This is a genomic window from Lactobacillus juensis, from assembly GCF_036246285.1.
GTDB lineage: Bacteria > Bacillota > Bacilli > Lactobacillales > Lactobacillaceae > Lactobacillus > Lactobacillus juensis.
In genome coordinates, this window is sequence record NZ_BTTS01000001.1 from 281,491 (window position 1) to 301,233 (window position 19,743).

Sequence of the window (19,743 nt, forward strand, 5' to 3'; positions counted from 1 at the left end):
TTGGTTTTACATATGGAAAATATTACTTCTGTTTTGGATCCTAAGGTTATAAAAATTGGGCTTAATGCTAGAAATAAATATGAAGTTATAGTGCAATTAGCAGAGTTGCTCAAAAATGCAAATTATATTGATAAAGTTGACCCCTTTGTCCAAGATATTTATTTACGAGAAAAAGAAGGCTTAACCGGAATAGGTCAAGGCATAGCAATCCCTCATGGAAAAAGTGATGATGTCAAACGAATAGGTGTTGCTATTGGAATTTTGAAACATGGCATTGAATGGGAATCATTGGATAACGAGAAGATTAGAATAGTTATTTTGTTTGCTGTAAGCAATGATACCAATTCAGCAAAGAATCAATTAAAACTATTGTCAATATTTGCTGGGAGATTAGGACATAGGCAAGTTGTTGACAAATTAAAAAAAGCTGAAAGCATTCAGGAAGTGATTGATGCTTTTAAAGAATAAAGGAGATGTTTATGAATGAAAATTGTTGGCATAACAGCTTGTTCTGCGGGAATAGCTCACACTTATATTGCAAAAGAAAAACTGGAACAGGCTGCTAAAGATTGTGGGGACACAATTCATATTGAAACTCAGGGTACTATCGGTACTGAAGATGCACTGAAACCAGAAGATATTAAAGAAGCTGATGTTGTTTTACTAGCAGTTGATGTAAAAGTAACTGGAAGAGAAAGATTTAAGGGCAAAAAAATTGTCCAAATTTCCACTGATACTGCAATACAAAGTCCAAACAAATTAATGAAAAAATTGCATTCTGCATTAAATGTTAAATAGAGGTTTAAAAATGGCTGAAAATAAGATTATAGTCAAAATTAAAGAACCGGCTTTGACGGCAATCTCATATTTGATTCCCGTTGTTGTTGCGGGAGGATTGTTATTAGCAGTTGGAAATATCTTTGGCGGTAAAAACATTACCAACTTTACTGGTACTATTGGAATATGGGATGCTTTTAGTACAGCCGGGAGCTTAATTTTAGGACTTCTTCCTGTTGTTGTTTCAACCGGAGTTTCTTTTGCAATTGCTGACAAGCCAGGAATAGCTCCAGGATTTTTAGTTGGTCTTATTTCAAATATGATTAAAGCTGGGTTCCTGGGAGGTTTAATCGGAGGCTATGTTGCCGGTTGGTTTACAATTTTAATTGTAAAAACAATAAAAGTACCTAATTGGGCACAAGGTCTAATGCCGACTTTGATAATACCATTTTTATCATCAATTTTGTCAGCTGCCGTCATGTTTTACATATTAGGCGCGCCAATTGCCGAAGGGCAAAAAATGCTTACCAGATATCTAACTCAATTACCATCGAGTCAAAAATTCCTTTATGGTGCTATTATTGGCATTTTGGCATCAGTCGATTATGGTGGAGCCATTAACAAGACAGTCTTTGCTTTTGTATTAGCAATGCAGGCAGAAGGAGTCAATGAGCCAATCACTGTTCTAATTTTGGCTTCTATGGTAACGCCATTTGGTTTTACTTTTGCATATTTCCTTGAAAAACTATTTCATAAGAAGATTTACACACAAACGGAAGTAGACACACTAAAAACAGCTTTTCCCATGGGTATATGTGAAATCACCGAAGGGAGTTTACCTATTGTTTTAAACGATTTGTGGAGATCAATAGTTTCAACTGCTTGTGGTGGAGCAATAGGTGGCGGACTTCAATGCTATGGGGTGCAGATTCAAAAATTCCTGCTTCTGGAATATTTGCAGTTCCTACTATGTCGAAACCTGTTCAATTTTTAATTGCTCTTCTCATAGGTAGTTTAGTCACCGGTATAGTTTTCTTCATTTTAAAAAGACCTGTTAGCGCAGAAAATGAAAAGAAAGAAGAAAAAGATGTCGATTTAGGAGATATAAGTATAGGGTAAATGAAAAACGAGAATTCAGAAATATATATTGGCAATAAGGCTCAACTAAACTCTGTCAAATATATTCAATTTCTTGAGGGAAAAGCTACTGGATTAAAGGCTTTTGAAATAGCCACTGCCAGTGGCTTTTCACTTACAGTGGCATTAGACAGAGGCATGGATATAGTAGAATTAAAGTTGAATGGAAAAAACATATCGTTTTTATCGGCAACAGGTCTTGTAAACAGTACTTACTTTAATGAGGATGAAGATAAAGGATTTATGCGCAATTTCAATGTTGGATTTTTAACAACAGGTGGATTGGCATATATGGGAAGCTCTGATAGTAGGCGCGGTTTACACGGTACAGTTAGCAATACGCCTGCATATAATTTTAGTTATGAAATTTTAAAAAACAAAATTCAGGTTGAAGGTAACATTGCTGATTCAGTCATGTTTGGGCCACACTTAATATTACACCGCAAAATCACCGTAAGTACTAATGAGACAAGTATACGTATAGATGACACTTTAGTAAATGCCGGAGACGACACTGTACCATATATGCTTTTGTATCATAATAATTTTGGTTATCCATTTTTAACACCCGACACTGAAATATTTTTCCAGCCAGAAGAAAGTTTCAACCGTAAATATCAGAGAATAAAAGGTAGTTATCCGTTTAAATTAAAGAAACCTAATATAGGTGAGCCTGAACAGGTATATTTTCATACTTTAAAAAAATCTGAATATAGTTTAATTAGTCCAAGAACAAACCTTTCATTAAAAGTTAAATTTAGTAGTAAAACACTCCCGATTTTGAATGAATGGCGTTTGGAAAGAAACAAAAACTATGTTTTAGGATTAGAGCCTGGTACAAACGATGTGAATGGTTTTAGCCAAGCTAATAAAAATAATAAATTAAAATATATCAAACCAGATGAAAGAATTGAATTTAACCTACAATTTGATTTTAGTGAGGTAAAAAATGAAAAGATCGCAAATAAATAAAATCCTTCAAAAAAATATTGATTTTGCAAAAAAGCACCAAGTTTATTTTCCTCAGTTCGCAAGTTGGAATATTAATGATTGGACTGGACTCAATGAACGTTATCGCGAAATTGTTGATAATATGTTGGGGTGGGATGTAACCGATTTTGGCAGTAAAAATTTTGCAAAATATGGCCTAGTGGCTTTTACGTTTAGGAATGGCAATTATGAGCATACTGACATTTACCCAAAACCTTATTGTGAAAAAATATTATTCTTAGAAGAAGGACAAGAGCTGCCGTACCATTTTCATAAGCTAAAAGAAGAGGATACTGTTAATCGTGGTGGAGGAAATTTATTAATTAGAGTCTGGAATTCGACAAAAACTGGTGAAATTGATCATAAAAGTGAAGTTAAAATAGTTAAAGATGGAGAAAAACTAGTGGTTCCCGCTGGTGCAACCATCAAGTTAGAACCAGGTGAAAGTTTAACTGCAACACCCGGAATTTACCATAAGTGGGATGTTGAAGCAGGAACTGGCAAAGTTATGGCTTGGGAGGTCTCAAAAACCAATAACGATAATTTAGATAACCATTTTTATAAACCAATTCCTCGGATCCCAGAAATAGAAGAGGATGAGCTTCCTTATCGATTGCTATTCGGTGACTATCCAATTTGGTCAAAAAAACTAAATTTTCAGTTTAAACCATACGAGAATAAATGATGGAAAAATATGTATTAGGAATTGATTTAGGCACAAGTGCCGTAAAAGTCAGTTGTCTAGATCAATTAGGAAGAATAGTAGATCAAGAAATAGAAGATTATCCAGTCTATAATCCGGCAGAAGGTTTTAGCGAACAAAATCCAAATGATTGGGTTCATGCAACTTTAGATGCTGTTAAAAAAATTATGAGTAAGCTAAAAGACTTGGCTAAAATAGACGGGATATCATTTTCTGGTCAAATGCACAGCTTGGTAATTTTGGATAAAAATAAACAAGTAATCCGACCAGCAATATTATGGAACGACAGCAGAACAGCAAATGAGGCTGATTACATAAACAAAAATTTTGGAAAAGAAATAGTAGATATTACCGGTAACAAAGCTACTGCAGGTTTTACGTTACCAAAATTGTTATGGTTGCAAAAAAATGAACCTGATAATTTTGCAAAAATTAGATACTTTATGATGCCTAAAGACTATGTTAGATATAAAATGACCGGAAAAATAAATATGGATTATTCAGATGCTACCGGAACAATAATTTTAGACATTGCACAAAACCGCTGGAGTAATAAAATTTTGAATTTTTTTAATATTCCTAAGTATTGTTGTCCCACTCTCGTAAATTCCACAGACTTTATTGGATTTCCCTTGAAAGAAGTTTGTGAGCAAACTAGTCTGAATACAGACGCAAAGATTTTTGCTGGGGGAGGAGATAACGCCGTTGCAGCAATTGGATCCGGTATTTTAAATTCTCAAAATTTACTTTGTAGTATTGGTACATCAGGAGTTGTTTTAGCTGATGAGCAAAATCCTCACACACCATATGAGGGGACGTTGCAAATGGAACATCACGCGGTTGCTGATCATTTTTACTCTATGGGAGTAACATTAGCAGCAGGAGAATCCTTAAGCTGGTTTAAGGATACTTTCTTTCCCGAAAAATCTTTTAATGACTTGCTTTTAATGGCTCAGAATTCAAATTTAGGTGCAAATAAACTTTTTTTTACACCTTATATTAATGGTGAAAGGACTCCTTACTCGGATTCTTATATCCGCGGAAGTTTCACAGGAATTAGTAAAATATTGACGAAAAATGATTTTTGCCGAGCAGTGATAGAAGGAATTACATACAGTTTGCGAGATTTAATATCGATTTACGAGCAAAATAATAAGACTATTGAAAAAATCGTTTGTATTGGTGGAGGTGCAAAAAGTAAATTTTGGCTGAAACTGCAAGCTGACGTATTCGGTAAAAAAATTATTTCATTAAAAAATGAACAAGGACCTGGAATTGGAGCCGCTATGATTGCAGCAATGGGATGCCAATGGTTTAAAAATTGGGAAAGCTGTATTAATTTATTTGTGAGATATAATGATATCATTGTACCCGATCAACATAATTCTGTACTTTATAATAAATATTATAATCTTTATCAAAAAATATATTCATCCACGGCACCTTTAGCGAGAGCAGCAGCAGAGCTTTAAAAGCCTATTACTGAATAATTTAAAATTGCTTGCTTTTAATAATAAATAGTGAGAAAATTATAATCCATTCTCATTTTGATATTAGGAGGAAATCATATGACTGACAGGTTTCATCGAGCTTTTGGCTGTTATGGCATTATTGGTGATCAACAAAATCTAGTTGTAATCAAAAAAGAGGGTGGACTTTATATAAATCGCTACGACTTACCAGGAGGTAGTTTAGAAGACGGGGAATCATTAAACCGTGCAGTTATGCGTGAAGTAAATGAAGAAACAGGTCTAATAGTTCATGATTACAGGCAAATTGGTGTTACTTCATTTAAATACCCATGGGATTACAAACAATGGCATTTGAATCAACATATTTGTGTTTTTTATGAAATAAAGAAAGCAGTTGGCAAGGTTCAAGGAGAAGTTAAACAATTTACCGGTCAAGACTCATTAGGAGCAGTCACGATACCATTAGCAAAAATAAGTATTGCAAACTCTTCGCCTTTAGTAGTTAAAGCCAAGGAATTTTTATTAAACCCAGACAAATTTGATTTAGCAGATCAAACATTTGATAAGTGGACTGTACTTGATAAACCTGTTTTTTAAAGAAAAAAAGCGGTTAAGGAAATAACATCCTTAACCGCTTTTAACTAGATTATTTTAAATTTTGTAAAAAATCTAAAGCCTTATCATAATTAGGCTCGTTAGTTAGTTCCTGAATAAGTTCTTGATACAAAACTTTTTTATCTGCATCAACGATCCAAACGCTTCTGGAATCTAATTTATTAGCTTCAATAAATAAACCCATACTTTTACCAAAATCAAAAGAATCATCTGACAAAAGTTTCATTTTAGAAACGCCTTCTGCTGCACACCAGTTTTTTTGCTCGTCTGGAGTATTGGTAGAAATAGTATAGAAATTGATACCGTTAAACTTATCAACTTCACCACTAAACTTTTTAGTAGAAATACTGCAGACACTGGTATTAATATTAGGTACCACACTGATTAAAGTAGGCTTGTCCACTAATTCTTCCATTGAAACAACAGAACCGTCTGCCTGTTTTACCTTGAAACTTGGTAATTGTTCGCCCACTTTTGGTGGCTCACCATTTGTTGACAGAGGTTCATTTTTCATTGTTACTTGCATAATCTTAACCCTTTCTCTTGTTAAAAATATAAACGACTACTCTTTAAATTTTAAACTACTAGAGTTGAAAATCCCAAGAAATTAGCTTTTTAGTTATTATTAGTATAATCAGTTATGCGCTTGATAGCCTCTTTGAGCTTCTCTTCAGAAGATGCATATGAAAAGCGAACATACCCATGACCACCTGCACCAAAAAAACTGCCAGGGGTTACTCCAACTTTGGCTTTTTCAGCTAAATCTTTGGCAAAGGCGACATCGTCACAGCCGAATTTAGTTGGTATTTTAGCAAAAATATAAAAAGCTCCTTCTGGTGTAGCCATAGTATAGCCATTCTTCTTTAGACCATCTTGAAGAAGATACAAACGCTTTTGGTATTTTTCCCTGGCTTCAATATAGTCTTGATCACCGTGTTCTAATGCCTCTGATGCCGCAATCTGAACATTATCAGTTACAGAAGAAATCAAAAATGAATGTATTTTGATCATTGATTTCATTAGCTCGGCAGGCCCCGCGATATAACCAATTCTCCAACCTGTCATTGCAACGCTTTTTGATAACCCTGATAACAAAACAGTTCTTTCCGGAATAATCTGTGTCAGAGAGTAATGCTTTTTTTCACCGTAAATTAATTCCGCATAAATTTCATCACTTACAGCAAATATATCATATTTAGTGATAACCTCTGCTAACTCTTGTAAGTTTTGCTTTGAGTATACTCGACCTGTTGGGTTAGAGGGGTCAGTAATGATAACAGCTTTTGCTCCTTTACCTTCATTTTCAAGTGTTTCAGTCAGTTTTTTGGCTGTCAAAAGAAAATTATCCGCAGAAGTATCAACTTGTACAGGTATACCACCAGCCATTTTTATAATACCAAAATAAACTTCCCAAACCGGAGTAGGAACAATGATTTTCTCTCCCGGATTTAGCAAAGCCATGGCGGCAATATTTAGTCCCTCTGAGACACCTACAATAGCACAAATTTCACTTTTAGGATCATAGCTTACACCCAAACTCTTTTTTAAATATTTGCTGACGGAGCTTAAGTATTTTTCCTTACCAGCTTCTGGAGCATAATGGGAGTCGTTACTATTAATATCATCAATTGCCGCTCGTTTTATATGCTCAGGAGTATTTAAATCAGGCTCACCAATTGTTAATTTTATTATCCCGGGAATTTGAGAAATTTTTTGACTAAAAGATCTGATTTCAGAATTAGGCAAGTTTCTAATTCTAGAATTTATTTTTGCAGATAAGTTTTTTGCTAAATGTGGCATAATAAGATCCTTCCTATTTTTCTTGAAACCATATTATAACCCAGCCTGACCATAAATAAAATTAAGAAAAAGTATTATTTTAGTGAGTTTATAGTTAGTCCATGCTATTTATTTTTGTTATATTGAATATATCAAGTAAGGAGTGTGTGATTTATGGATCAAAATGAGAAAAATAAGAGATTGAAGCAGTTAACTCCGGATCAGTACCAAGTGACTCAGCAAGCTGCAACTGATTATCCATTCAAAGGCAAATACGATGATTTCTATCAAAAAGGAATTTATGTTGATATTGTATCAGGTGAACCATTATTTTCGAGTGAAGACAAATATGATGCAGGGTGTGGCTGGCCAAGTTTTACACGACCTATTAAAAAATTAGTCTACCACCGTGATCAGTCTCATAATATGGAGAGAACAGAAGTCAAAAGTCCTGAAGGTGACTCTCATTTAGGACACGTTTTTGATGATGGGCCATCAGATAAAGGGGGACTTAGATATTGCATTAATTCTTCGGCTTTAGAGTTCATCCCTTATGAGCAATTAGAGCAAAAAGGTTATGGAGAATATAAAAAGCTCTTTAAATAATAAAAATTATGTAAAAAAGAACATGGCTCTTAGTCATGCTCTTTTTGAGTCCCTATTAAACTATTTCTTGTTCCTTAAAACTGCCGTAAACCCGTTCTACTTCTGTTACACTCATAAAAGCGTAGGGGTCGCTTTTTTTAACAATATGTAATATGTCATACATATCATAGCGGTCAATCACAGTGATCAGTACTTTTTTCTCATTATGACTGTAAGCCCCTTCAACATCATGGAAAATCGTAATGCCGCGGTGCATTTTTTCCTGAATGCCATCAATAATAGCATGAGGTTGTTCAGTAACAATAGTCACCTGCAGCTTTTGGTGTTGAGTATAAACAGCATCTATTACGCGGCCGTTGATAAAAATTGTCAGAGCAGAGTATAATGCACGTGTCCATCCAAAAGCAAATCCAGCAGCAGCTATAATTATCAAATTTATTAAAATACTGATTTTACCGTAACTCGTCCCTGTTTTTCTTTGAATGACAATGCCTATGATGTCAAGTCCACCTGTAGATATACCGTTCTTAAGTGCAAAACCTGTTCCCAGGCCATTGATCATACCACCAAAAATTGCACAGACAAGTGGATCCAGATGCATGTTTAGTGGTTGAACTACCCGCATCATAATTGATCCCAGTATGACCGTAATGATGGTAAAAAACGTAAATTTATGTCCAATCTTTATCCAGGCAAGCAAAAGCAGAGGCAAGTTCAATACGAAATACAAAGCCGAAGTTGATAGAGTAACGGGTAAAAAGCGCTCACTCATGGTATTAATTAATTGGGCAAAACCGGTTATTCCTGAGGAATACATGTGTCCTGGAGTCCAAAAGAAGTTTAGAGCTACAGCTACGGCTAGCGAATAGAAAAATGAGGCAGAAATTTTAGAGAGTAGGTTATACCGTCGATTGAATGCGTCAAGCTGATCCATTATTTAATTATTCCTTTGCGAAAAATTGCTAATTAAAAATAATAAATACTAGTTTCTATATAAAAATAAAAACTAGTATTTTTCTTAAGTATACTAACACATTTCCGTGAAATTTAAAGAGTTTTTAATCTATCTTCGACTAATTTTGCCAATGTTTTTTGATGAAATCTTCTCTACCACCAGATTCTTCAAGACTATAACGTAGGGGATTTTTTTTGTAAAAATCCTGATGATAATCTTCAGCAGGATAAAATGGCTTGGCTGGTTCAATTTTTGTAACTATTGGCTCATCAAACCTGCCACTATTTTGGAGAGCTGTTTTTGACTTTTCCGCAGCTTCTTTTTGAGCAGGAGAATTGTAAAAAATTACGGGACGATAGTTATCACCGCGATCTTGAAATTGTCCTGAAGCATCTGTTGGATCAGTTACTTGCCAATAATAGTCAAGCAAGTTTTCATAAGGCATAACCTCGGGATCATAAGTGATTTCGACAGCCTCAGTATGTCCTGTCGTTCCTGTACATACTTGTTCATAGGTTGGGTTGGGCACATGTCCACCGGTATAACCCGAAATTACTTTTTTAATTCCAGGTAGGGAATCAAACGGTTTAACCATGCACCAAAAGCAACCTCCTGCAAATATTGCAGTATCTAAATTAGCCATTTGTTCATTTTTACTCATTTATTACACCTCTTTAATTTTTATTTAAACATAAATACCATAATTAGATGCCTCATTTGCTTTTAGCTTTGAACACCTAAATGATTCATAATAATTGCTGCAGTCTCTTCGATCGAGCGGTGAGCAACGTTTATTACAAAACAACCGAGTTGATCATAAAGCTTTTGGGCTGAATCCAATTCTTTTTTTATGGCATCGATATTAGAGTAAGAGGTATCGGGATTTAGACCATAAGAAATCATTCTTTCACGTCTGATTTCATTTAAGACAGAGAGGTCATTTGTCAAACCAATAATTTTTTTAGGATCAATTTGATAAATTTCTTTAGGAATATGGGTATCAGGTACCAAAGGTAAATTAGCTACTTTTAAATTTTTGTTTGCTAAAAAAAGCGACAAGGGGGTTTTGGATGTTCTTGAAACTCCTAAAAGTACCACATCGGCTTCTAAAAAGCCCTTAGGGTCTTTACCATCGTCATACATAACTGCAAATTCCATGGCTGAAATGCGATCAAAATATTTTTGATTCATTTTATGTTGGGCACCAATTCTTTGTTGCGGCTTAAGACCAGTCAATTTTTGAATCGATTCGATTGCTGGTGATAAAATATCCACACTTTGAATATGATGTTCTCTAACAAAACGAATAACCGGAATCTGCATTTCATCTTTTACCAAGCTATAAATAAGCAGTAAATTTGGATATTGTATTATTTCTGCAAAAGTATCTTCTAATTTCTCTTTATTAATAATGAATGGATATCTCCTATAATTAATCTGCGCATCAGGAAACTGGGCGGCTGCGGCAACAGCATTGTTAAAAGCAGTATCACCAGCAGAATCTGAAATTATTATTATGTTAACTTCTTTTTTTGGTGTTTCTTCAGCCATTATTTACTCCTTTTTTTCTTTAATTATACAATTTAACCAAAATCATTAACAGATTAAGTTTTTCCTGTGAAAAATTTGAAAAATATTGTTCGTTTGTATTGACCCACCGGTGATGTTTGATATAATTTAGTTAAATGTATGACGGTAACGTCAAGAAATGGAAGGAGGGATCACATATGGCCAAGACAGTCGTTCACGAAAACGAGTCTATTGATGATGCTCTTCGTCGTTTTAAACGTTCCGTTTCTAGAAGTGGTACTTTACAGGAATACCGCAAGCGCGAGTTTTATGAAAAACCTAGCGTTCGTAGGAAGCTGAAATCCGAAGCTGCTCGGAAACGCAGACATTATTAATTTAAAAGCGACTTTTATCAAGCTGATAGAAGTCGTTTTTTATTAACAATAATTAAAGTTTAATGTTTTATTTAATTTAAACTAGGGTGTAAATTTGTTATAATTTAGCTAGATTTTGTGAAGAAAGAGGGAATTCATTTGAGTTTATCTGAGCAAATAATGTCAGATATGAAAGAAGCGATGAAAGCTCGTGACAAAGTTAGACTGAACACCGTGCGCATGATAAAATCCGCATTGATGAATGAAAAAATTAAAGCTGGTCACGATTTAACCGCCGAAGAAGAACTGACGGTCCTTAGCCGAGAAAAAAAGCAGCGTGAAGAATCAATTGCAGAATTTACCAAGGCTGATCGTAAAGACCTGGCAGATGAAACTAAACAGGAACTAACAATTGTTGAAAGCTATTTGCCTAAGCAAATGACCCCTGAAGAGCTCGATCAAGCTGTTTCTTCAGCAATTGCAGAAGTGAATGCTCAAGGTAAGTCAGATTTTGGAAAAGTAATGAAAGTATTAATGCCTAAAATCAAAGGTAAAGCTGATGGCAAAGAAGCTTCTGCAGTCGTGCGCAAACAACTGAATTAGGCATAAGAAAAGGAGCAGAGTTATTTGGCCCAAACCAATTTTATTCCTAAAAATCCTGAGAATATCCAGAAATTAGTTGGTATTAACGATAACAATTTAAGCCTTTTATCTACCGGTTATAATGCTAGTGTAGTTGATACTGGCAATAGTATAGCTATTCAAGGTAATGACAATGACATCCAAAAAGTTTCAGCTGTCCTGAAAGCTTTAGACAACGTTGTTAATGCTAATATTAACATTGGTCCAGCTGACGTTGTTAGTGCGATGAAAATGGCAGATAAAGGAACAACAGAATATTTTCCTGATCTATATAAAAAGATTTTGATTCGGGATGCTAAAGGCAAGCCGATTAGAGTCAAAAATATGGGGCAGAAAAAATATGTCGAAGCCATTGAAAAAAATGATGTTGTATTTGGGATCGGTCCTGCTGGTACCGGTAAGACATTTATTGCCGTTGTTTGTGCTGTTGCTGCTTTTAAAAAGGGCGAAGTATCCAGGATTATTTTGACTAGGCCTGCAGTTGAAGCTGGAGAGTCACTGGGATTTTTACCTGGTGATCTCAAAGAAAAAGTTGATCCTTACTTAAGGCCCATTTATGATTCGCTTTATGCAATTTTAGGCAACAATACTACCGATCATTTAATGGAACGCGGTGTTATTGAGGTCGCTCCATTGGCGTACATGCGTGGACGTACATTGGATGATGCGTTTGTTATCCTTGATGAAGCACAAAATACTACTGACGCGCAGATGAAAATGTTTTTAACCAGGCTTGGCTTTAATTCGAAAATGATCGTTAATGGTGATATGACGCAGGTTGATCTTCCCGGTAAACAACGCAGTGGTTTAATAGATGCTGAACGTATTTTGAAGAAAATTGAACAAATTAAATTTATTTGGTTTTCAGCTAATGATGTTGTTCGCCACCCAGTTGTTGCTAAAATTATTAATGCCTACGAAAAGGAAGAAAAATAGATTTAATGGATTCAATAGACATTACTTTTAATGATGAAGTTGGTTTTCTTGACAATGAAAAACGTGATTGGCAAAAGTGGATTACCAATCTCCTTTTGCTTGCTAAAAAGGAAATAAATAAAAAGAACGACTTGGAAATGAGTATTAACTTTATTAATGAAAAACGCAGTAATGAAATTAATAAAAAATATCGCGGTAAAGATAGGCCAACTGATGTAATTTCTTTTGCTATTGAAGATGGGGAAGATCAAATTGATTTTAGCACATTTGATAATCCTGAATTCATTGAAGATATTGGTGACTTATTTATGTGTCCCAGCGTTATTATGCGACACAGTAAGGAATATGGTACCGGTTGGGACCGTGAATTTGGTTATACTCTAGTCCATGGCTTTTTGCATCTTAGCGGGTATGATCATATTGAACCAGGCGAAGCAAAAACCATGTTTAAAATACAAGGAAAGGTATTAGAAAAATATGGATTGCCCTTGTATCCCGATCAGTTAGATGAAGGCAGAGGTAAATAGTAAATAATGGTAGAAGAGAAGAAAATTAAGTCAGGCTTTGTTGCTCTGCTAGGAAGACCGAATGTTGGTAAGTCTACGCTCATGAATTATTTAGTGGGTCAAAAGGTAGCCATTACTTCTAGCAAACCGCAAACTACCCGTAATAAAATCTCTGGAATTTTAACAACTGGTGATATGCAGGCGATTTTTATTGATACTCCCGGTATATTTAAGCCGCACCTAGATTTAGATGATTACATGGATAAAGCCAGCTTGTCTAGCTTGAACGATGTTGATCTCATTTTGTTTATGGTTGAACCAGAAAAAATGGGCAAGGGTGATGCTTACATAGCAGAGTTATTGCAAAAAGCGACGGTTCCAGTTTTACTTCTAATTAATAAGGTAGATACAGTTAATCCCAACGAGCTTTTACCAATAATTGATCAATATCGTAAGCTAAACATTTTTAGGGAGTTTTTACCAGTTTCGGCAACTCAGGGAATTGGAATTAGTGATTTATTTCAGGTTTTACACCAGTATTTGCCTGAAGGGCCCAAGTATTATGGCACTGATCAAATTACGGATCGACCAGAATACTTTATGGTTGCAGAATTAATTCGTGAACAAATTTTAAAGCTTACAGCTGAAGAGGTGCCCCATGCTACCGCTGTTTGGGTGGAACAAATGAATAAGCATGAAAACAATAAATTGCAGATTGAAGCAACAATTTATGTTGAAAAAAATGGGCAAAAAGGCATAATTATTGGCAAAGGCGGTAAGATGCTCAAGCAAATTGGTATCAATTCCAGACTCCAAATAGAAGATTTATTAGGTGAAAAAGTTAATTTGCATCTTTGGGTAAAAGTACAGCACAATTGGCGTTCTGACCCGCAATTTTTAAGAAGAATAGGTTATAATCCAAAGGATCTAGCCTAATGGTTCGTGAACTCGAGGAAGTTAATGGCATAATTTTTAAAAGACAAAAGTATCATGAGGCTGATTTGCTGGCTAAAATTATGACTGAAAAAAATGGCATAATCACATTGCTTGCTCGTGGTGCACTAAAAGCAAAGTCTAAATTAGGTGCATCATTGCTTAATTTCTCTTATGGAACTTATGTCATTTATTCTTCTGGCCATGGCTTGAGTACTTTAAGGACATACAAAAATGTAAAACAATTTGATGGATTATATGACGATTTAATTAAAAATGCTTACGCTTCTTTTATTCTTGACCTGATAGATCACGCATTTATTGAATATCAAAATTTAGGCAGGTATTACGATCTAGCAAATTTTGCTTTGCAAAAAATTAACTCTGGTACTGATCCTGAAATGATAACTCAGATAGTACAAATGCAATTGTTAGCAGCTTACGGAGTAGAGCCAGAACTGAGAAGCTGTGTGATCTGTGGAGAAAAGCAGGGAGAGTTTGATTATTCAATCAGAAAAGGCGGTATTTTATGCAGTAAGCATTTTTATGCTGATCCAGCTCGTTTACATTTGAAACCAAAAGAAACAGCTGTTTTGAGAACTATTTTTTTACTCCCCTTTAACAGATTAGGTGATATTAAAATTAATTCTATTACCAAAAAAGCTACGCGCAGAGCTATTGATCGTATTTATCAGGAAACGATTGATCTCAATCTCAAAACTAAAAAGTTTTTGGATGAGCTGAAATTAACTGACTAGCTCTTCTGATTGAATACTTTTTATGATAAAATAATAATATGTATTAGCTATAATGAGGATAAAAAAGTACCAGTTAAGCGAGTGTTGAAGGTGAAAGAGCACCTGGGAAAAGGCACCTCTAGCTAAATTAATTAAGAGCAGGAACTATTTCCTGAATTAGGGTGGAACCGCGACTAAATCTCGTCCCTATGCATGTTTTGCATAGGCTTTTTTTATGGTCTTATGCAGGAAGGAAATATAAATGGCAAAGAAAAAATTAACTATTCAAGATATGATTTTTAAATTAGAAAAGTTTTGGTCTTCTAAAGGATGCATGGTAATGCCTTCTTATGATGTTGAAAAGGGTGCAGGAACTATGAGTCCTTATACTTTTTTGCGTGCTGTTGGACCGGAGCCCTGGGCAGCTTGTTATGTAGAGCCTTCAAGACGTCCAGCTGACGGCAGATATGGGGAAAATCCTAATCGTTTGTTTCAACACCATCAATTCCAAGTAGTAATTAAGCCAGCACCAGAAAATATTCAGCAGTATTATTTGGATAGTTTGAAGGAACTTGGGATAAATCCTTTAGAGCATGATATTCGCTTTGTCGAAGACAACTGGGAAAATCCTTCGATGGGCTGCGCTGGTGTTGGTTGGGAAGTTTGGCTTGATGGCATGGAAGTAAGTCAATTTACATACTTTCAAACTGTCGGCGAACTCGATGTTAAGCCAACAATGAGTGAAATAACTTATGGTGTTGAACGACTAGCTTCTTATATACAGGATGTTAATTCTGTTTTTGACCTTGAATGGGGAGATGGGGTTCTTTATCGCGACATATTTAAAGAAGCTGAGTATGAGAACTCTAAATATGCTTTTGAAGAATCAAACCAGGAAGATCTCTTAAAGTTTTTTGACACTTATGAAAGAACAGCCCAGGAATTAATTGGACTTAATTTGGTGCAGCCTGCTTATGACTATATTTTGAAATGTTCACATACTTTCAATTTGCTCGATGCTCGTGGAGCTGTATCAGTTACTGAAAGAGCAGGATATTTGGCCAGAATTAGAAATATGGCACATGAAGTAGCTGTATGTTTTGTAAAAGAACGTGAAAAAAGAGGTTTTCCTTTGTTAAAAAATGCAGAAGATAAGAAGGCAGGACTAGAAAATGGCTAAAGATTATTTATTTGAAATTGGTACTGAAGAAATGCCGGCCCATGTCGTTGAAAGGAGTGTTAAGCAGTTAGCTGAAAAAACCAGCAAGTTTCTTAAAGAAAACGGACTCAAATTTAAAAGCATTAAAACATTTTCAACACCTCGAAGGCTAACTATTTTAGTAGAGGAGCTTTCTGAAAAACAGGCCGATATTGATGAAATAAAAAAGGGGCCTGCCAAAAAAATTGCACTGGATCAGGATAAAAATTGGACTAGAGCTGCTCAAGGATTTGCTCGTGGTCAAGGAATGACTACTGATGATATTTATTTTGAGGAATTAAAAGGTACTGAATATGCTTATGTGCATGTTCAAAAAGAAGGTAAAAAAGCCACTGATATTCTTTTAGGTATGAGCGACATTGTCAAAGCTATGACTTTTCCAACCAAGATGCGGTGGGATTCTCATGATTTTGAGTTTGTTCGCCCTATTCATTGGCTAGTCTCACTTTATGGCAATGAAGTAGTACCAGTCAAAATTTTAGATATCACAGCTGGACGAAAAACTGAAGGTCATCGTTTTTTAGGAGACAGTGTTGTTCTAGCTAACTCTAGTGACTATGAAGATGCCTTAAAAGATCAGTTTGTAATTGTTGACTCAACAAAACGTCGCACAATGATAGTTGATCAAATGAACAAATTGGTTAAAAAGAATAATTGGCAAATTAAGCCAGATAAAAGTTTACTTGAAGAAGTAACAAATTTGGTTGAATATCCTACAGTTTTCACCGGCTCTTTTGACAAAAAATATCTGGAAATGCCTAAAGAAGTTTTAATAACATCCATGAAGGACAATCAACGTTACTTTGAAGTTTATGATCAAGATGATAAATTAATCAATCATTTTATAGCTGTACGAAATGGTAATAAAGACTATTTGGAAAATGTTGTTTCAGGTAATGAAAAAGTGCTAGTAGCACGGCTTGATGACGCGCAATTCTTTTACGATGAAGACCGTAAATACCCTCTGAGCCATTTTGTTCAAAAACTGGATAATGTTTCGTTTCACGATAAAATTGGATCAATGTCAGAAAAGATGAAACGCGTTCGGATTATAGGTGACTTCTTGGCTAACAAATGGCAACTAAATGACCAAGTGGTCAAAGATTTTGATCGTGCCAGTCAGCTTTACAAGTTTGATTTAGTTACCCAAATGGTGGGAGAATTTGCTGAACTTCAAGGAGTAATGGGAAAGCACTATGCCAAATTAGCGGGTGAAAAGGATGATGTTGCCGATGCCATTGAAGAGCATTACATGCCAACTACCTCTGAAGGAGAATTACCTCAAACAACGGTAGGTTCATTATTATCCGTTGCTGATAAATTAGATACTATTATTACTTTCTTTGCTGCTGGTATGATTCCTACTTCTTCAAATGATCCCTATGCACTTCGTCGCTATGCCTACGGCATCGTGCGCATTTTATTGAATCAAAAATGGTCATTACCATTTAACGAATTTCTACCGGAAATTGTTTCAGCTCTTGAAAATAAAACACCAGCTAAACTGCCTAAAAAAGCTGAACAGGAAGAGGAAATTTCATCCTTTATTCGTGATCGCATTAAACAGTATTTACAGAAAAATAACTATAAATATGACATCATTGATGCGGTTCTGGCTTCAAGTCAACAAGATCCCATCCAAATTTTGGCTGCAGCAAAAGTTTTGCAATTACATCATGATGATGATAAATTCAAACCAGTTGTTGAAAGCTTAATCAGAATAAATAATATTTTGCAAAAAGCTAAGTACAAGGGCCAAAACATAGTAAAAACGGAATTGTTTGAAAACGATACTGAAACTGAACTTGCTGATGGAGTTAGCAGCTTGAGCAAAGTTAATGATCTCTCAAAACTTTATGATGGCTTTGTAAAGCTGCAACCTATCATTGATGTTTACTTTGAGACAAATATGATTATGGATAAGAATGAAGCTATTAAAAATAACCGTTTAGCACAGCTTAATGGGATAGCACAACTTGCAAAACGGCTCGGTGATCTAAGCAAATTAGTTATTAAATAAAAGTAGGTGGAAAGATGGCTGGTCTTATACCTGAAGATACAATTGCTAAAGTTCGTAATAATGTCAATATTGTCAATGTCATAAGTCAGTATGTTTCACTTGAAAAGAAGGGCAAAGATTTTGTCGGTCTCTGTCCTTTTCATGAAGAAAAAACGCCTTCATTTACCGTTAGCGAAGGAAAACAATTTTTTAAGTGCTTTGGTTGCGGTAAAGGTGGCAATGTTTTTTCATTTCTGATGTATAAGGAAAATTTAACTTTTCCGGAAAGTGTTCAAAAAGTAGCTGATTTTGCTCATATTGATATTGGAGAATATTCCAGTCAAAAGCCAAAATTTTCTAATGTACTTATCAAAATAAATGAAGAAGCAGCCGACTTTTATCACAGAGTACTAATTTCTACTAACGCAGGAAAACCAGGGTATAGTTACGCAGAAAAACGTGGCCTTAATCAAGACATAATTAATCATTTCCGGATTGGTTATGCTCCCAAACAAAATAATTTACTTTTAACTTACCTTCGGGGACAAGATTTTAAAGATGAGGATCTGATCAAAAGCGGTCTGTTTGTTCAATCGCAAAATGGAGAATTATTCGATCGTTTTAGGGAAAGGTTAATGTTTCCGCTTAGTAACGAAGGAGACTATGTCGTTGGTTTTTCTGGCAGAAGGCTTTCTAATGATAAAACGGAAGCTAAATATATTAATAGTCCAGAAACCGAAATATTTACCAAATCAAAGACTCTGTTCCATTTTGCGGAAGCAAAAAAGGAAGCTCGAAGTGAAAAGCATTTAATTTTGTATGAAGGCTATATGGATGTAATTGCAGCATATAAAGCCGGAATAAAGTCTGGCATTGCTTCAATGGGGACCAGTTTGACAGATCAACAAGTATATATGTTACGCAGGATTACTAAAAATATCATTATCAATTATGACGGCGATGATCCGGGAATACATGCTGAAGAACGAGCAACTAGAATGTTTAATCAAGTTGGGGGCTTTAACTTAGGAATTGTTGTTTTGCCTGAAAAACTTGATCCTGATGAATATGTCAAAAAATATGGTGCTGCAAAATACCAAGACGAAGTCAAAGGTGCGTTGACACCGACAGATTTTTTCCTTAAAAGTCTAAAGCAGAAATACAATCTGGCAAATGATAGAGAGAAATTGGCTTACTTGGATGAGGCTATGAAAGAAATAGCTCAGTTATCAAATCCAGTTGAACAAGATTTATATTTGAACAAAATTGCCAAAGAACAAGGTGTGGCGCAAGATTCACTGAAAGTGAACTTGACAAAATACCGCAGGCAGCAAAACAAAGCAAAGAGGCATCAAGGCTATCCAGCTTCGAAAGAGCATGAGTCCTTTAATAGTTATGCTAATGCACCTATAGCTAAGGTTCAAAAAGAGGAGGTCAGCGATCCTATTCAAACACGCTTATTATATTTATTTATTCATTCAAAGCATGCTCAAGAATATTTACTTTCCCATCAATTTTTATTTCCAGATTCCAAATTTCAAAGATTAGCGGAATTATGGTTAAATTTTAGTGAAAATCAAGAAAATCCGACAGTTAATAGTTTCTTAGATTTTATTCCCAGCGAACTTCAAGGTATAATAGTTAATGCTGAAATGACAAACATGCCCCAGGATTTTTCAGACCGCGAAATTGATGAGCAAATAAACGCATTAAATATGCGCAAGATTAATATTAAACTGCAACATTTAATGAATGATTTACAAGACGCAAAACGAAAAACTGACACAGACGAAATATTAGATATTACTCGCAAAATTTTGCAGTTAAAAAGAATTCAGGGTTAAAGGGGGGCTT

At 35.1% G+C, this 19,743-nt stretch carries 21 protein-coding genes and 1 pseudogene; 17 read left to right on the forward strand and 5 right to left on the reverse strand.

Annotated features, from left to right (window positions below):
- Window positions 1-12 precede the first annotated feature (12 nt).
- The 7 genes and pseudogenes from AAA926_RS01370 to AAA926_RS01400 all read left to right on the forward strand — a co-directional run bounded on the left by AAA926_RS01370 (window position 13) and on the right by AAA926_RS01400 (window position 5,676).
- On the forward strand, window positions 13-468 hold the full coding sequence (locus tag AAA926_RS01370; protein ID WP_338206462.1) for a PTS sugar transporter subunit IIA: 456 nt from the start codon (window positions 13-15) through the stop codon (window positions 466-468).
- Between the two features lie 15 nt (window positions 469-483).
- Window positions 484-798 carry a PTS fructose transporter subunit IIB gene (locus AAA926_RS01375; protein ID WP_045928133.1) on the forward strand — a complete coding sequence of 105 codons (315 nt, stop codon included), beginning with the start codon at window positions 484-486 and terminating at the stop codon, window positions 796-798.
- Between the two features lie 10 nt (window positions 799-808).
- Window positions 809-1,896, forward strand: a pseudogene (locus tag AAA926_RS01380) (PTS fructose transporter subunit IIC).
- Window positions 1,897-2,886 (forward strand): aldose 1-epimerase family protein, encoded by a 990-nt coding sequence (locus tag AAA926_RS01385; RefSeq protein ID WP_338211699.1) that lies wholly within the window; start codon window positions 1,897-1,899, stop codon window positions 2,884-2,886.
- Window positions 2,864-3,589 (forward strand): D-lyxose/D-mannose family sugar isomerase, encoded by a 726-nt coding sequence (locus AAA926_RS01390; RefSeq protein ID WP_034979740.1) that lies wholly within the window; start codon window positions 2,864-2,866, stop codon window positions 3,587-3,589. The genes AAA926_RS01385 and AAA926_RS01390 overlap by 23 nt, the downstream gene beginning before the upstream one ends.
- The gene (gene xylB / locus AAA926_RS01395) at window positions 3,589-5,079 is read left to right on the forward strand and encodes a xylulokinase (protein ID WP_338206464.1); all 1,491 of its coding nucleotides are present in this window, start codon (window positions 3,589-3,591) and stop codon (window positions 5,077-5,079) included. Before AAA926_RS01390 ends, xylB begins: the two co-directional genes overlap by 1 nt.
- 96 nt (window positions 5,080-5,175) lie before the next feature.
- Complete coding sequence (locus AAA926_RS01400; RefSeq protein WP_338211700.1) at window positions 5,176-5,676, forward strand: NUDIX hydrolase; 501 nt, start codon at window positions 5,176-5,178, stop codon at window positions 5,674-5,676.
- A gap of 49 nt (window positions 5,677-5,725) precedes the next feature.
- On the opposite strand, the gene tpx is transcribed toward AAA926_RS01400, so the two are convergent.
- Both tpx and AAA926_RS01410 read right to left on the reverse strand, forming a co-directional pair.
- Window positions 5,726-6,220: a thiol peroxidase gene (gene tpx / locus AAA926_RS01405; RefSeq protein ID WP_338206466.1), complete on the reverse strand. Its 495-nt coding sequence runs from the start codon at window positions 6,218-6,220 to the stop codon at window positions 5,726-5,728.
- Window positions 6,221-6,309: 89 nt separating this feature from the next.
- The gene (locus AAA926_RS01410; RefSeq protein ID WP_198179170.1) at window positions 6,310-7,494 is read right to left on the reverse strand and encodes a pyridoxal phosphate-dependent aminotransferase; all 1,185 of its coding nucleotides are present in this window, start codon (window positions 7,492-7,494) and stop codon (window positions 6,310-6,312) included.
- 153 nt (window positions 7,495-7,647) lie between these two features.
- Between AAA926_RS01410 and msrB the strand changes: the two genes are divergently transcribed.
- On the forward strand, window positions 7,648-8,079 hold the full coding sequence (gene msrB, locus AAA926_RS01415; protein ID WP_265892579.1) for a peptide-methionine (R)-S-oxide reductase MsrB: 432 nt from the start codon (window positions 7,648-7,650) through the stop codon (window positions 8,077-8,079).
- A 55-nt stretch (window positions 8,080-8,134) separates the two neighbouring features.
- Here msrB and AAA926_RS01420 read toward each other — a convergent pair whose 3' ends face one another.
- The 3 genes from AAA926_RS01420 to AAA926_RS01430 form a co-directional block, all read right to left on the reverse strand.
- Window positions 8,135-9,013 carry a YitT family protein gene (locus AAA926_RS01420; protein ID WP_198179172.1) on the reverse strand — a complete coding sequence of 293 codons (879 nt, stop codon included), beginning with the start codon at window positions 9,011-9,013 and terminating at the stop codon, window positions 8,135-8,137.
- A gap of 139 nt (window positions 9,014-9,152) precedes the next feature.
- On the reverse strand, window positions 9,153-9,695 hold the full coding sequence (gene msrA, locus AAA926_RS01425; protein WP_265892580.1) for a peptide-methionine (S)-S-oxide reductase MsrA: 543 nt from the start codon (window positions 9,693-9,695) through the stop codon (window positions 9,153-9,155).
- Window positions 9,696-9,757: 62 nt separating this feature from the next.
- Window positions 9,758-10,585: a pyruvate, water dikinase regulatory protein gene (locus AAA926_RS01430; RefSeq protein ID WP_265892581.1), complete on the reverse strand. Its 828-nt coding sequence runs from the start codon at window positions 10,583-10,585 to the stop codon at window positions 9,758-9,760.
- 176 nt (window positions 10,586-10,761) lie between these two features.
- Between AAA926_RS01430 and rpsU the strand changes: the two genes are divergently transcribed.
- The 9 genes from rpsU to dnaG all read left to right on the forward strand — a co-directional run bounded on the left by rpsU (window position 10,762) and on the right by dnaG (window position 19,733).
- A complete protein-coding gene (gene rpsU / locus AAA926_RS01435; RefSeq protein WP_009560161.1) occupies window positions 10,762-10,938 on the forward strand; it encodes a 30S ribosomal protein S21 in 177 nt (58 codons plus the stop codon).
- 138 nt (window positions 10,939-11,076) lie between these two features.
- Window positions 11,077-11,520 carry a GatB/YqeY domain-containing protein gene (locus tag AAA926_RS01440; protein ID WP_338206469.1) on the forward strand — a complete coding sequence of 148 codons (444 nt, stop codon included), beginning with the start codon at window positions 11,077-11,079 and terminating at the stop codon, window positions 11,518-11,520.
- A 24-nt stretch (window positions 11,521-11,544) separates the two neighbouring features.
- Entirely contained in the window at window positions 11,545-12,495 is a 951-nt protein-coding gene (locus AAA926_RS01445; protein ID WP_198179175.1) for a PhoH family protein, read from the forward strand.
- 5 nt (window positions 12,496-12,500) lie between these two features.
- Entirely contained in the window at window positions 12,501-13,022 is a 522-nt protein-coding gene (gene ybeY, locus AAA926_RS01450; RefSeq protein ID WP_198179177.1) for an rRNA maturation RNase YbeY, read from the forward strand.
- 6 nt (window positions 13,023-13,028) lie between these two features.
- Window positions 13,029-13,937, forward strand: coding sequence for a GTPase Era (era, locus tag AAA926_RS01455; RefSeq protein ID WP_198179179.1), 909 nt, complete (start codon window positions 13,029-13,031; stop codon window positions 13,935-13,937).
- Window positions 13,937-14,692 (forward strand): DNA repair protein RecO, encoded by a 756-nt coding sequence (gene recO / locus AAA926_RS01460; protein ID WP_198179181.1) that lies wholly within the window; start codon window positions 13,937-13,939, stop codon window positions 14,690-14,692. The genes era and recO overlap by 1 nt, the downstream gene beginning before the upstream one ends.
- Before the next feature lie 241 nt (window positions 14,693-14,933).
- Window positions 14,934-15,851 carry a glycine--tRNA ligase subunit alpha gene (gene glyQ / locus AAA926_RS01465; protein ID WP_198179183.1) on the forward strand — a complete coding sequence of 306 codons (918 nt, stop codon included), beginning with the start codon at window positions 14,934-14,936 and terminating at the stop codon, window positions 15,849-15,851.
- Complete coding sequence (glyS, locus tag AAA926_RS01470; RefSeq protein ID WP_198179185.1) at window positions 15,844-17,910, forward strand: glycine--tRNA ligase subunit beta; 2,067 nt, start codon at window positions 15,844-15,846, stop codon at window positions 17,908-17,910. Before glyQ ends, glyS begins: the two co-directional genes overlap by 8 nt.
- Before the next feature lie 14 nt (window positions 17,911-17,924).
- The gene (gene dnaG, locus AAA926_RS01475; protein WP_198179187.1) at window positions 17,925-19,733 is read left to right on the forward strand and encodes a DNA primase; all 1,809 of its coding nucleotides are present in this window, start codon (window positions 17,925-17,927) and stop codon (window positions 19,731-19,733) included.
- Window positions 19,734-19,743: the final 10 nt, after the last annotated feature.

Bases quoted from the DNA above. Each gene is read 5' to 3' on its own strand.
- AAA926_RS01370 (WP_338206462.1), top strand. From the start codon at position 13: ATGGAAAATATTACTTCTGTTTTGGATCCTAAGGTTATAAAAATTGGG.
- AAA926_RS01375 (WP_045928133.1), top strand. From the start codon at position 484: ATGAAAATTGTTGGCATAACAGCTTGTTCTGCGGGAATAGCTCACACT.
- AAA926_RS01385 (WP_338211699.1), top strand. From the start codon at position 1,897: ATGAAAAACGAGAATTCAGAAATATATATTGGCAATAAGGCTCAACTA.
- AAA926_RS01390 (WP_034979740.1), top strand. From the start codon at position 2,864: ATGAAAAGATCGCAAATAAATAAAATCCTTCAAAAAAATATTGATTTT.
- xylB (WP_338206464.1), top strand. From the start codon at position 3,589: ATGGAAAAATATGTATTAGGAATTGATTTAGGCACAAGTGCCGTAAAA.
- AAA926_RS01400 (WP_338211700.1), top strand. From the start codon at position 5,176: ATGACTGACAGGTTTCATCGAGCTTTTGGCTGTTATGGCATTATTGGT.
- tpx (WP_338206466.1), bottom strand. From the start codon at position 6,220: ATGCAAGTAACAATGAAAAATGAACCTCTGTCAACAAATGGTGAGCCA.
- AAA926_RS01410 (WP_198179170.1), bottom strand. From the start codon at position 7,494: ATGCCACATTTAGCAAAAAACTTATCTGCAAAAATAAATTCTAGAATT.
- msrB (WP_265892579.1), top strand. From the start codon at position 7,648: ATGGATCAAAATGAGAAAAATAAGAGATTGAAGCAGTTAACTCCGGAT.
- AAA926_RS01420 (WP_198179172.1), bottom strand. From the start codon at position 9,013: ATGGATCAGCTTGACGCATTCAATCGACGGTATAACCTACTCTCTAAA.
- msrA (WP_265892580.1), bottom strand. From the start codon at position 9,695: ATGAGTAAAAATGAACAAATGGCTAATTTAGATACTGCAATATTTGCA.
- AAA926_RS01430 (WP_265892581.1), bottom strand. From the start codon at position 10,585: ATGGCTGAAGAAACACCAAAAAAAGAAGTTAACATAATAATAATTTCA.
- rpsU (WP_009560161.1), top strand. From the start codon at position 10,762: ATGGCCAAGACAGTCGTTCACGAAAACGAGTCTATTGATGATGCTCTT.
- ybeY (WP_198179177.1), top strand. From the start codon at position 12,501: ATGGATTCAATAGACATTACTTTTAATGATGAAGTTGGTTTTCTTGAC.
- era (WP_198179179.1), top strand. From the start codon at position 13,029: ATGGTAGAAGAGAAGAAAATTAAGTCAGGCTTTGTTGCTCTGCTAGGA.
- recO (WP_198179181.1), top strand. From the start codon at position 13,937: ATGGTTCGTGAACTCGAGGAAGTTAATGGCATAATTTTTAAAAGACAA.
- glyQ (WP_198179183.1), top strand. From the start codon at position 14,934: ATGGCAAAGAAAAAATTAACTATTCAAGATATGATTTTTAAATTAGAA.
- glyS (WP_198179185.1), top strand. From the start codon at position 15,844: ATGGCTAAAGATTATTTATTTGAAATTGGTACTGAAGAAATGCCGGCC.
- dnaG (WP_198179187.1), top strand. From the start codon at position 17,925: ATGGCTGGTCTTATACCTGAAGATACAATTGCTAAAGTTCGTAATAAT.